4 protein-coding genes and 1 pseudogene are annotated in these 14027 nt (G+C 39.5%); all 5 read right to left on the bottom strand.

Annotated elements, in window-relative coordinates; all coding sequences use genetic code 11:
• Positions 1-5 precede the first annotated feature (5 nt).
• Positions 6-4919 (bottom strand): annotated as a pseudogene (locus ACESTK_RS05845) (Eco57I restriction-modification methylase domain-containing protein); the annotation flags it as partial.
• Positions 4920-5725: 806 nt separating this feature from the next.
• A complete protein-coding gene (locus ACESTK_RS05840; RefSeq protein WP_117640027.1) occupies positions 5726-6067 on the bottom strand; it encodes a TnpV protein in 342 nt (113 codons plus the stop codon).
• 1085 nt (positions 6068-7152) lie between these two features.
• The gene (locus ACESTK_RS05835) at positions 7153-7254 is read right to left on the bottom strand and encodes a putative holin-like toxin (protein ID WP_015524590.1); all 102 of its coding nucleotides are present in this window, start codon (positions 7252-7254) and stop codon (positions 7153-7155) included.
• A 130-nt stretch (positions 7255-7384) separates the two neighbouring features.
• Complete coding sequence (locus ACESTK_RS05830) at positions 7385-7855, bottom strand: helix-turn-helix domain-containing protein (protein WP_117592951.1); 471 nt, start codon at positions 7853-7855, stop codon at positions 7385-7387.
• 153 nt (positions 7856-8008) lie between these two features.
• Positions 8009-13849 carry an ATP-binding protein gene (locus tag ACESTK_RS05825; RefSeq protein WP_117640031.1) on the bottom strand — a complete coding sequence of 1947 codons (5841 nt, stop codon included), beginning with the start codon at positions 13847-13849 and terminating at the stop codon, positions 8009-8011.
• Positions 13850-14027 lie beyond the last annotated feature (178 nt).

The following is a 14027-nucleotide window of genomic DNA, read 5'->3' as shown; positions in this document are numbered from 1 at the left end:
ATCTTTTATAACTCCTGTTCATGTTTTTTCTTTGCAGCTTTCTGTGTAACGGTCGGTTCCGCTGTATTCTGCTGTGCCTTCTCCTGTTTTAAGCGTTCCAGAATAGACGGCTTATGGATTCTGTCTGCTGTTTCCGGAAGTTCTTTTTCTTCTACGGCATCCCTGCTGTCTGTGCTGCTTCCTTCTCTGCCAATATCCTCATCTGCCATAATCGTCTCATTGCCCTTTTCATCCATGTTCAGCAGGGCATTTAACTCGGATAATCGTTCCATCTTTTCATTCAGCTCTGCTTCTTTCGGGAATGGCTTCTTTACCTCTTCCTGTGCAGTAGCAAGCTGCTGTTGTACAGTTTCCAATTTCTGCTCACTTTCCGTCAGCTTCCTGTCAATGGAAGAAAGGGTGTTATGGATACGCTGCATATTTCCTACCGGGTCTTTTCCGATTTCCAGCTTATAAGAGCATTTTCCTTTGACCGTCAGTTCAAACGCATTGGAGAACATATTGTAGGAAGCAGATAACGTAAACCCATGATATTCCCCAACCTTTCCGCCGGTGCTGACGGTTTTTAAACCTGCACAGGCGGCGATCAACGCTTCGCCAGCTTCTTTCTTATCTTCATAAAGGACATTCCCTACCGTCATGGCAAACGTGTCATTATCCTGTAAATCCACGCTTTTTACTACCTGCGAATCCACCTGCATCCCGGCAATCCGCTCTTTCAATGCACTGATCTGTACCGGGAAATTCTTTGCAATATCGGATTCCAGACGGTAAATCTGACTGGTATGGTTTGCCTTTAAGAGTTTCAGCTTACTCACCTGCACATCCAGATCCATTTTTTCTTTAATGTACGGATTACCTGTGGCAAGTGCCTTGATCTCTGCATAGGACAGTGCCGTATCATCCACATCTTCACAAGCCCTGACCGGGGATTTACTGGTCATGATCTGGCTGATGAACTTCTGCTTATTCTCCAAAATCTGCCACATATACGCATCAAAAGTATTTTCCGTCACATACCGGAATATCTTTACTTTGTCATTCTGGTTTCCCTGTCTTAAAATACGTCCTTCCTGCTGTTCCAGATCAGACGGCTTCCATGGACAGTCAAGGTGATGGAGAGCAATCAGTCTGTCCTGTACGTTGGTACCAGCACCGAGTTTTGGAGTTGAACCCATAAGGATTCTCACCTGTCCGGCCCGCACCTTTGCAAACAGCTCCGCTTTCTTTGCCTCCGTGTTGTATTCATGGATAAAAGCAATCTCTTCTTTCGGGATTCCCCTGGCAACCAGTTTGTTTCGGACATCATCATATACATTGAAAGTCCCATCCCCTTTTGGAGTAGACAAGTCACAAAAGATCAGCTGTGTTGTCCGATCTGCTTTTCCCTCGTCCCATACCTGAAAAGCATTTTCCACACAGGTATTGACCTTGCTTTTTTCTGCATCCGGAAGGAGTTCATTTAATAGTCTCTGATCCAATGCACATTTTCTTCCGTCATTGGTAATCTTGAGCATGTTGTCCACCGTTGGATTCACAAGACCGGCTCTTACTTCTTCCGCACGTTCCGAAAAGGCACTGACCATTTCCTGCTGTTCTTCACTTGGTTTTAAGACTTCATTGATAAACTCTGCTTCCGGTACAGGAAGATTCAGCATATCCGATGTCTGAATATCCGCAGCTTCCTTAAAAATGGAGATCAGCTCTGGAAGATTAAAAAAACGGGCAAACCGTGTTTTCGCACGATAGCCCGTTCCTTCCGGTGATAATTCGATTGCGGTTACTGTCTCCCCAAACGTTGCCGCCCAGGAATCAAAGTGTCCCATACCCATACGCATGAGTGTGTCATACTGGAGATAACGCATGATAGTGTAAAGCTCGGTCATACTATTTGATACAGGAGTACCTGTAGCAAAGGTGATTCCTCTGCCGCCTGTCAGTTCATCCATATACCGGCATTTCATAAACATATCCGAACTTTTCTGTGCATCCGTCTGTGAGATACCCGCCACATTCCGCATTTTTGTATACAAAAAAAGGTTCTTAAAACTATGGCTCTCATCCACAAACAGCCGGTCTACACCCAACTGCTCAAAAGTTACTACATCATCCTTTCTGGTCTGGTCATTGAGTTTCTTCATCCTCGCCTGCAGACTCTTCTTTGTTTTTTCCAACTGCTTGATGGTATAATTCTGCCCTGCCTGATGTGCCGCTTCTTCAATGGAAAACGTAATATCTGCGATCTGATCTTCCAGCATGGCAATCTGCCGTTCTCTTGAAAGAGGGATTTTCTCAAACTGCGTATGGCCGATGATCACGGCATCATAATCCCCTGTCGCAATACGGGAACAGAACCGTTTTCGGTTTGCCGGCTCAAAGTCTTTCTTCGTTGCCACCAGGATATTTGCTCCCGGATAGAGACGTAGAAAATCACTGCCCCACTGCTCGGTCAGATGGTTTGGCACAACATAAAGATTCTTTTGTGAGAGTCCCAGCCGTTTTGATTCCATACCGGCTGCGATCATCTGGAACGTCTTTCCTGCTCCTACGCAATGAGCCAGTAACGTATTATTTCCATACAGCACATGAGTCACTGCGTTTTTCTGATGCGGCATCAAGGTGATCTCCGGGTTCATGCCGACAAACTGAATATGGCTTCCATCATATTCCCGTGGACGGATGCTGTTAAATCGTTCATTATAAATTTTACAGAGATCTTCCCGTCGGTGCAGATCTTTAAATATCCACTCCTTAAATTCCTCTTTGATCAGCTCCTGCTTCTGCTGTGCCAGCATCGTTTCCTTCCGATTTAATTCCCGGTGTTCCCCATCGGCATCCTGTACCGTGTCATAAATCTTGGTATCTCTAAGGTTTAAGGCATCTTCCAAAAGGCGGTAGGCATTGGCTCTCTGTGTTCCATATGTGGAAGTAACAAGGGCATTTCCGTAGCTGTCCACATTTTTTCCCATAACATTCCACTGTCCGGTCACTTCGGCATACTGGACTTTGACCTTGCTCCCTACATAATATCTTGGTGTATGGAATGTTTCTGCCATGAACCGTGTAATGTAATCCTCGGAGATCCAGGTTGCCCCAAGTCTTGCTTCAATCTCTGATGCATCCAGATCTTTTGGCTGTACCTGCTCCAAATACTGCATATTCACCTGATATTCCGGGTGATCTTCTGCAAACTGTTTTGCGATCTGCAGTTTCTCCCTCACATTTCCAGAAAGATATTCGTCCGACGGCTCCCATTTTTCACCGATCGGATTCTTAAAGATCACCCCTGCCAGTTCTTCTGTAAGCTCCTCTTCTGTTTTCCCTGAAAGCTGTGCCATATAGGAAAGGTCAACGCCTGCCCTCTCACCAATGCAAACCGCAAGTGCTTCACTGGCAGTATCCACGGAAGTTACCGTTTCTGCCCTGCGGATCGTCCTTTTGGTAAAAATATCCGCTTTCCGTTTCAGTTCTCCCTTATCATCCAGAAATTCCAGAGAAGTCAAAAGACAATAGCTGCTGTCCTGACTGAATGCCCTCTTATTGGCATTGCTGCTGATAAGACCATATTTTGCTGTAAAGATATCATATTCTTCATTGAGTTTTTCCTGCAGCTTTGTGATCTGCTCATCGCTTCCCTCTTCCATCTGACACCGGATCAGTTCATTCGTAACATCACGGATCTTCACCATCCCTTTGACACGTTCCGCTGTCATTGCCGGAAGCTCCATGCGATTCATCACAGAATTTTCCCGGTAATAGACTTCCTCATTCACTACGGTAAAACTGAAATTCTTTACATCCGGGTCTGCCGGGATAGAGACAACATCCTCTTCTAACTCTGTATCCGAAAGTTCCAGTTCCGTGATCGTGCCATGGATATTCTGGACGGCTTCCTTTAATTGTTCTTCTAAGGTAATGCCTTCTTTTGGTTTTACAGTCACTTCCTGCTTTCCGTACTGGGTACTTTCTGTAGTAAAATCACCAAGCACCATTTCCGGATGCTCTGCAAAATAAGCATTGACCGAATAGCCTTCCGGTGTTTCCTTTAGATTTAACCATTCCGGTTCCTCAATGGATGCCCTGTCCCTTTTCTGGAAAAACAAAATATCAGAAACAACGCTGGTATTGGCATTTCTCTGGAACGCATTATTCGGTAATCGGATGGCTCCAAGCAGTTCTGCCCGGTTTGCGATATACTGTCTCACTGCTGGGTTCTGCTTATCCATCGTTCCACTGGAAGTTACCACTGCAACTACGCCGCCCGGACGGACCAGATCAAGGGATTTTGCAATAAAATAATCATGGATCATAAAATGATGGCGGTCATACCTGCGGTCACTGACCTGATACGCTCCAAACGGAACATTGCCTATCACACAGTCGAAAAAGCTGTCCGGATAACTGGTTTCCTCAAATCCCTGCACGGCAATCTTATTTTTCTGGTAAAGCTGTTTTGCGATCCTTCCCGAAACCGGGTCGAGTTCTACACCGTACATATTGGTTTTGCTCATACTCTCCGGGATCATTCCCATAAAGTTACCGACACCACAGGACGGCTCCAGGATATTTCCCTGTTTCAGTTCCATATTTTCCAGTGCTTCATACATGCTTCGGATCACTATCGGGGACGTATAAAAAGCATTTAAGGTCGATGCCCTTGCTGCACTGTATTCTTCCGGCGATAAAGTATTCTTTAATTCCAGATACTCATCTGCCCAGCTGCTGTTATTCTCTTCAAATGCCTGCGGGATGCCACCCCAGCCAACATAGCGTGATAAGATTTCCTGTTCTTCGGGTGTTGCCAGACGTTCTTCTTTCTCCAAAGTCTGTAACAAATGGATGGCCTCCATATTTGCTTTATACTTTGCTTTCGGACCGCCTGCTCCAAGGTCATTATCCTGGATACGGAAGTTGTGTGGTTCTAACACAGCTTTTTCCTGTTCCTGACTTTCCGGAATATCTTCTTTGGCAGTAACCTCTTCCTCTTCTATTTCCTCCACATCTGACATATCTACTACGGTCGGTTCTGCCACTGCCTTCGTATCCAAGAAATCAAACATGGTCATCTGGTGCCCTGACGGTTCTGTAAAGGATGGTTCTGCTTCCGGTGTCGGAAATATCGTATAGGTTCCTTCTGCATACTGGTGGAGTTCTGAAAGAAGTTCTGTTTTCTGCTGATAGTTTGTCCCATACGCTTCAAAATCCAATGGAAGAGCTGCCAACGCTGCATCCATCTTCTGTAACAGTTCTTCTGTCTGCTCTGGATTCTCTAAAACTGCTACCATTTCTTTTCCTGGTTTTTCCCAGAAGAAATCATCCGTAAATGGTCTGTCTATCTCTTCTAAGATATGGTCTGTAACCGTATGCCCCACTGCGATCTGCATCCCGATTTCATCAAACCAGACCGAATATTCATTTCCATCAATCTGAAAACCTTTTCCCCCTTTGCGGTATTCACGCTTCACAAACTCCGTATATTCCTCCGGTGTCTGTTCACTCATGAAATTATAGATGATCCGGAGCTGGCTTGCTTTCCGGTTTCCTCCTGTCCGTAAGATCTCATCGACAACTTCCTCTGGAATCGGGATTTCTCCGGCATAAAGGGCAGCTGCTCTTTCCTCGATCTGCCGCCTTTGTTCATCTGCGGTGGGATATTCGGGCAAAGATAAAGCAGAGGCGATCTCTTCCTCTGCTTTACTCAATCCATCTTCTCTTGTATCTTCGACTAACTGTATACCAATTCCGTCAAGATGCTCTCTTCCGCTGTTGCCATCAGTACGTTCATGTGTGCTGTCCATGCCATCGGATCTGCTTCCTTGTCCGGTGCCGGATTCTTCTCCAGCAGTTTCTCCATCTGGCTGTCCATTCTCTCCTGTGCTGCTTTCTCGATCTGTTCCAGATGGCTGTTCAGCTTCCCGGTCAGGAACAGGCTCTGATAAAGGCTGTTCTTGTGTTCTTTCAGAAATGTCCTCCGCAGCATCCCGTATTTCCCGATCGTTACTTCTTCCTCTTCGACGGTCAGATTCGGAAACAGGTAATCTCCCTTGCGATGATATGTCAGTTCCATAATCGGTTCCTCCTTCATTTTCAATATTTTCTTCTTTTTTCGTTTCTGCATCCTGGTTTTTAATTTCGCGCATTAACGTGGTAAAGTTATTATAATTCCTTTCATTGGAATTTTCAACCTCTTTTCTCGCTTCTTCCAGAGAAATTTTATGTACGGTCTTTCCAATATCAATCAGAATACTCTCACTGAGCTGGCTTGCCGCATTTCCAAGGAAGGTGAGAACTGACAGATGGTTATAATCTGTAATATGCATGAAGTCCTCTTCTTCCAGAAGTTCCATCGGGTCAAGCCCGCATCGCCTGGAAAGCAGATAGTAAACACTGTCTGTTGCCAGCTGACGGAAATCACTGCGAATCGTCACCTCATCCAGATCTTCCAGATAAGTACCTTCTACAGCATATTCCAATCCATCCAGGTATTCCTCCAGATTGTCATTGACCATTTCCCTTGCGACCGCCATCAATGCGTCCTGCAAAGTTGCCGCATCCTTTTCTTCCAGAGCATAGACCTCTGCCAGATGGGTGAGGATCTCTTCTCTCTGGTGTTCCTGCATCTGCCACAGATACGGGCTTCTGCCCCCGGCTACCATATGGGTATCCGAAATATCAAACACATAACGAAGTTTGGTATTCTGCCAGGTTTCATCAAACAGGGCAATTCCTCTTGCACCACGATTTACCCAGCGTAACATCTTTTCATTCCATAGTTCCAGTGATGCACAGGCTGTTGCGTCTGGACGCTGTGCATGGATCAGAAGCTGGTCTGAAAAAGAATAACGATATAACCTTGATGCTGTGTCCATATAATCCATCCAATCCCCTGGCGAACTACTCACCAATACGGCATGTTCCTGCACCAAGTTTCGGATGTCCTGTAGTTTAGACATTTAACTTCCCTCCTGTCAATAAAAAAACAGCCCACTCTTTTTAGAATTGGCTGCATAAAATGTACTTTACTTTTCGGAGAGAAAATGCTATATTCTAATTGAAAAGAGTAACCGCCCACAAGGTGGATGCTCCTGGATTAGGTTTTAATTTATTTTGCTCTCAAAGAGAGCTGCCTATCCTGTTGGCAGACAGGGTAGGCTATTTTTTTCGCTTGTTGTCCCTATTATCCAAATAGGCAAGCAAAGCAATCAGAAACGTACCGCCTAAGAACAATAAGCTCAAGACTTCGTATGTATCCATTCGCTCCACCTCCCTTCTTCTGTATCCCTTAACGGAATCTGAAAATCCAGGAGGTTTTTACCAACCCTGTACACGGTTGCTCCAGTAATATTCTAACAGGTAACTCTCCGCAAAGCAATTCCTTTTTACTTCATACGGTTTTATATTCTGTTTTTCTCTTATCCTCTGGCCAATGCAGTTTCCATTCCAGATATTCCTCTTCTGTAATTCTTCCATCGCCCAGTTTCTGCTTTTTCCCCATCCATTCCTGCAGATAAGACATTGTTTTTTTATCCCTCATTGTGATTCCAACTATTTCACTTTCTGAATCATTTAGCAGGAACAGATGAAAAAGCCCTCTATTTTCTTCATCCATCCAGAATAAAGTTTCCATTAATTCGTCCATTGTCGCAATTCCAGGACTTAAAAAATTTCGGACATCAACTTCCAATATTTCTGCTATCCGGATAAGCGTTTCCTGCTTCGGTGTACGCTGTCCGCTTTCATATTGGGCGATTCTCACATCTGCACTATTTTCTCCATACCCTAACCTGCGCCCCAGTTCTTTTTGAGTTATATTGCGAAACATACGGATTTTTCTTATTCTTGCTCCTAATTTCAATTTCTTCTCCTTTTTCAAATAAGGTTGTGCGATACACAGCCACGAAACAATAACAAAAATACAGATGTGCATAAACATTACACATCTGCATTTCAGAAATCAGCTTACACTTTTTCTAATATTAATGTTAGTATGATTTTCATTCTCCCTTTATCAATAAGTTTGCGTACATGCTTCCACACAAGTTTCCATCATCAGCGTTCCAAACTGTTGTTCTAATATTCCAATATATTCTCTCTTTATATACAATTCAGTGCCACTATATAATGGAATCACATTTCCTGGATATTCACTGTCACCTTTATAACTAGACGACCATTTTTTCATGATAAAGATAATGTCATCTTCTTGATTGACTGCAATATATCTTCTATGCAAAAAATCAAATTCAATATGGACATTAAATAGTTTAAAAACGGAATTTTTCGGCCACAGATAATTTTCATCTTCTAATTCCCTATCTAATGTTTCAATTAAATTAATCAGTGCTTCCGAATTATCTAAAATTACATAGAGTTCTCCTGTTTCAACTCCTGGCGCAAGACATTCTTGAAAGGGTTTCTTCTGTTTTTTATCATCCAAACCTATTATTCCTTGATATGCAAATATACAAGATGCCTGTTTATAATCAATGTGTGATTTTTTCTCAAAAGCTCCGATTAGAATGTATTCATCCTCATTACTTGGGAGAAACGGCTCACACGAATTATCCTTATCATATAGATGATTTTGAGGTTGTATTTTACGGCACTTAAATAATCTATACATTCCTTGATAATCTGGCATCAATCGTAGTAAATTCTGTGGAATTAATTCCGGTTTTCTATCCCTAAAAGCTTTTTCAATAATCGCATGAAGTGCATATTGAATTACATATGATTTGTATACAGTATTTATTTCAGGGATCTTACTTGATGCCCCAATAAAATCTTGTATTTTTTCATTCAATATTTTTGATGTATGTAATTTTTTATAAAGATTCACATAATCAATACCACAGCTCTTAATCACCCCCATAATTGGATCTCGATATATTGAATTCTTAGCATATTTATCAATTTCTTTTTGTGCCTTTTCTTTGCCAAGATCATAGAGTTCTTCTGATAAATAAAACTCAATATCTTCCTGTTCCATATAATCTGGCACATGTTTATCAGAATGATTTAAAAGAAAGTTCTTATATATTGTAAGCTCCGAGAATATAACATCTAAAAGCAAATTTCCAGTTGGATAAACAGTATTGATTGCATTTATAACTCGCTCTTTATCCAACTTTCTCAGATGAAAGCAGTAACATTTTACTAAATCTGCAATTGCTATTTGTGTCACAAGATTATATTTTTCATACTGCTCTAAACAAAATACTATCGACTTTGTAAATTCTGAATACTTCTCTTCTTCAGCAGCATTTGCCAAATAAGCATAAGTTGCTAGAAACGATTCCTTGCCTCCATCAATAAACCGCATTAACAAACAGTTACGTAGTTCTGACAGTTCATCCTTTTCCATCAAAACATTATCAACAGAATACTGATCGAGATTCGGGAAGCGAAGCTTCATAATATCGAATGCACCTCTCCAAATCATAATAATACTCTCTTTGTTAAATTCAATTGCCCAAAGTGCATCCAAAAGCCCTTTTGTAATTCTACCTGAATGCAAAATAATAACTTCAGGGACCTCACGATAAAATGTGTCACGAGCCACATCCGAATTCAGCCGCATACTATTGATAAATTCATCTTTATCCATTAAGGAACTTCCCCATTCATATGAATAAAGATACATCAACATATGAATTTCTGACATTTCCTTGTCATCCAGTTCTAACTGATTTATAATTTGCAGGATGATATCCTTTTGTCTGCTATTATAACCCCATCTATTACTTTTTATAATTATAGATTTCAGTAGACCAAGTATAATATCTTTATCGTTCTGATAAGGCTTAAGGAATCCACAGATATGTTTCACATCTCGTTCCATCAAATCATGTGTTTCAAACCATTTCTTTGCTTCTTCCAAGGTTGAGGCTTCAAAATGCATTCTATTTTCTTCAAAAATATCAACTGTTTTTTTACTGTCTTTTTCGTTCGTATTATCAGCTTGCTTGATATGAAAATACTCTATATACTGTGAAACATTAAATCCTGCTGTCTCGACTGTTAACAAGAAATCTTTCATACTTCCATCTTTCCAAGGATCATTTTCTGACCAAGGCCTATCCAGTATATTAAATCTCGAAACAACATTGGTAACAAGCTCATTCATACGCCATTTAAGCCGTAATCTTTCTTTATCGTCGCTCTCTATGCACATCCGTGCTAATGTTCTAAATACAGATGCGGCCGAATCAATAAGCCTTGGACTTGTATCATTTGGAAGTGACTCAATCAATCCAATTACAATATCTAAATAGGCAGGATCATTGCAATACTTTTCTATAGCAGACAATAACATGCGTTCCACAACCCACCATTTTCCATTTTTTATCTGTAACTCATTCAAAAAAGCAAGCGCATACCTTGAATCGGTCTTGAGTAATTTATCAAACCAATGATTTAAGAAATGCTTTGTTTCTCTTCCATCAGTATGATTCCAAAGTGCCATTGTCATTTCTGTTATTGTGTCACGTTCATTTTTCGAATTTTCTGCAACACATTCGAAAAATATATTATAAGAATCCATGATTTGTTCCAGGATAACATCCTTATGAAAGCCATACGCAACAAGATAACGCGTACACATCTCAAAATACTCTAAAGCCTCAATCTGATTATATTTTGAAATAAGACTAGCAAATCGAAGCTTGGCCACAGCAATGCGGTCATATACCTCATTTTTTTCTATTTTTTCTTGAGTCCTTAATAAATACGGTTTTAAAGCCTCATAATTGTCAATAGTCAAAAAACGAGATATTACTTTCATAAATTCTGCATCAGTTAATGGACCTTCCATGCTATGATCTAAGCTTGTTCCAGTCTCATCATCAAGCTGTTCAAGAATACTTAATGCTTTTTTCAAATCCGTTATCGTTCCATTTTGAACAATCAATTTTACTGCCCGTTCATATGATATTGTTAACTCATTCCGGAGAAAATACAAATCACAAGTACGCGGTTCTCCCTTGAATACTTCCGTATCCTGTATCAATAGTTCTAAATTACTAAGCGCTAATTCGCAAATAGATTTAGAATCCATTCGTGCTGTTCGAGCGCACAATTCTGCCATTTTTACAGAATAAATTATCCAATTATAAAACCAGTTAATATTTCCGCAATCGCCTAAAATTGTCTCTATTGCTTTTTTATTCTCCCGCTTAGCCAGATAATATATTTGTGAAAAGAACTCCTTAAAAATCCTGACATCTTCTTCTCCTGGCATCTTTAATTTTCTAATTTTTTCCCAATTTCCGATTGTATCCTCAAAGGAAACATCCGTTTGCGGATAATATCCGTTTTCAATATATGAAAGATATATTTTCCAATGCATCAGTTGCCGATTTTCCGCAATAGAAGCAATTTCTGTAGTTTCTATATAATCTCGTAATTCATCATATGCAATCTCAATGCATTCATTTCTTACAGAAACGTCATCTTTTTCTATTGTTTCCATAAGATCAGGAATAATACTAACACCCTGCTCATCCAAATTATATCTAAGATAATATTTAAAATTTTCAATCTCGACTTGTTTAGTATCTGTATCTAAATACAACTCCCACCAAGGTTTAACACCTGCTTTTGAAGAAATATAGCATGCCAATTGACCTGTATCCTTCTCAAAAGTCGGTTCTCCATCAATCTGCATTAATTGATTTAGTTTAGAAGCGCCTTTTATATCAGATATTGCTTGTAAATATTCTTCTCCAGTACTTTCAAATTCATTCAAATCATCAAGCATTGCCAATAATTCACCAGCCATTACCAATGCAACTAAATTTTCACTTCTACCAGCGCTTCGAATAATACAATTCAAATTCTTTCTTATATATTTCCGCGAATATCCCTCTGAAACCGATTTAAGAACAAATTTCTTCTCAATCAAAGCAGTATTTTCAGTATCTCTCTTAATCTTATACAATAGTTCTGTGAGATAATAAAATGACCTATTAAATTCAAAAAACGGTTTTTCCTGTAACCAATCGGCAAGAATGCCATAAACATTTCTCTCTAAATCAACCTTTTTTTCTTTTAATAAAGCCAATACAAATCGCCTGAAACTCTCATGATAAATTGAAAAACCACCGTTTGAAATATTCTCAATTAACAGTGGCTGAAGCACTGATATATCATGTTCCACAAATTCTCCATCTCCAGTAATCTCCATTAAATCGTCTGAACTGAGATAAAAATCTGCCCCACATAGTGCATTAACCGTCCGATTGTTATGAATCTTTGTATATAGATAGGAATAATATTTAGACAGACTTATATCATAATCTGGTATTTCGTCTATTAATTCTTTATTTACGTCCGAATTTCTCAATTGACGCAAAATATAACTAAGATATAGAGCATTTCCCTGAGATTTCTTAAGCAAATATTCACTTATTGATGAAGTATCATCATTTTCAATAATATTATCTTTAATATGAAAAGTCTCCATCAAAGATTTTACCTGATCTATTTTCCAAGACTCAATTTCAAATACCCCATAATTCCTGGTTCTAAAATTCTCCAACGCTTTTATTGGTTGTGATGATATTAACACATAACAATTATCCGGAAATTGTATTTCCAATAATTCAGAAATAATTTCTGTCTCAGAGCGCGAAATAAGATCTTTATGTAGCTCATATTCTCTGGATATATGATCAAGACCATCCACTACTAAATAAATCTCTTCGCCAATCAAGCAAAGTAAATTTTCAAGTTCTGCTTTATCCGCCCCCAAAATCGTTTTTTTATGTTCGATTAACTCTGGACATTGTTCTACAATCTGTGAAACTAAATTTCCATATAAAGAATCAACACGTATCCTCTCAAGACTATTTATATCTTGTAATGATTGGAAGCAATTATAATGTATAACTTTACTGTTTTCTTTTTTAATCTTATCTATATATTCATCGACAAGCCAAGATTTTCCAGAACCAGGATTGCCAGAAATAATAACATGTTTTGAATCACGGATTACTTGATGTAGCCGTTCAATTTCATCACTAAGTATTATCTGATGTGCTGAATCCACAGGAAATCTTTGATCAAATTTTCCGTAATCCGCAATTAAACCAAGACGTCCCATTAAAACATTCGTATAAAGTTTATTCCCTATTGCTCTAGAATGCTTCACTTCCATTGCGAGTTTACCGATAACATCCTCTACTCTAAGATTATCATTTGGATATATTCCTACGCCCAATTTTTCAACTTGCTGAATAATTACATTTTCTATATCACCAGGCTTCTTTAAATCAAGACTTGCCTTGGGCATTTCTAGAATAAATGTAAGTTCATTGCAAAAAGCTAAAAAATCTTCTCTCTCAATAGGCTCCGACTTAATCTTCAAATTAAATTTCTTCCACGTTTTTGGAGGTGTATCTTCTGCTGGCCAAAAAGCCGCGCCATCAAATGAGTATGCAACGGTTGAAAAAGGCATAGTATGTTCTTGAATGGGCTTCAGAAACTTTGCAATCGGATCATCATCTGCCGGCCTTCCCCACGCAAGACATAGTTTTATCTCAGTATTATTTTCGGATTCTTTTCTCGTTTTCCAAGATGCAAAAAGATCGCATAACGCAGTATCATGTCCATTTCCATTTGACAAGTCACTTTTTGTAAGGTTATGGGAACTTTCCTCGTCAGAATACTTAATCTGAAATTCAGTGATTCCATTAGATAACTTTACCTTTAAATCATCAAATTTATCTCCGTTGAAATCTTTGCGATCAACAATTATTTCAGCATCTTTCCGCTGAAGCATTAGTTGCAAAATTATTGAAACAGAAAAATAATCTTGATATTCGTATCCTTCATGGATTGCATTCTGCATTTAATAGCCTCCTCACATCACCATTAAGTGAATCACGTTTTTTAATTCTCCCCAATCACCAAATCATTAATTTTCCTATACCCACATAGTAATGACTCACTACTAATAATTTTACCAAATATTATCTATGCTTATAATAATATAAAATCTCAAATACTACAATCATAAGATCTGGAGC

The organism is Ruminococcus sp. Marseille-P328 (assembly GCF_964249465.1).
Lineage (GTDB): Bacteria > Bacillota > Clostridia > Lachnospirales > Lachnospiraceae > Blautia_A > Blautia_A faecis.
Note: the sequence above shows the minus strand (reverse complement) of the source record. Positions and strands in the feature narration are given on the sequence as shown.

Excerpts from the sequence above, each read along its gene's own strand:
- ACESTK_RS05840 (WP_117640027.1), bottom strand. The coding sequence starts at position 6,067 with ATGGAACTGACATATCATCGCAAGGGAGATTACCTGTTTCCGAATCTG.
- ACESTK_RS05835 (WP_015524590.1), bottom strand. The coding sequence starts at position 7,254 with ATGGATACATACGAAGTCTTGAGCTTATTGTTCTTAGGCGGTACGTTT.
- ACESTK_RS05825 (WP_117640031.1), bottom strand. The coding sequence starts at position 13,849 with ATGCAGAATGCAATCCATGAAGGATACGAATATCAAGATTATTTTTCT.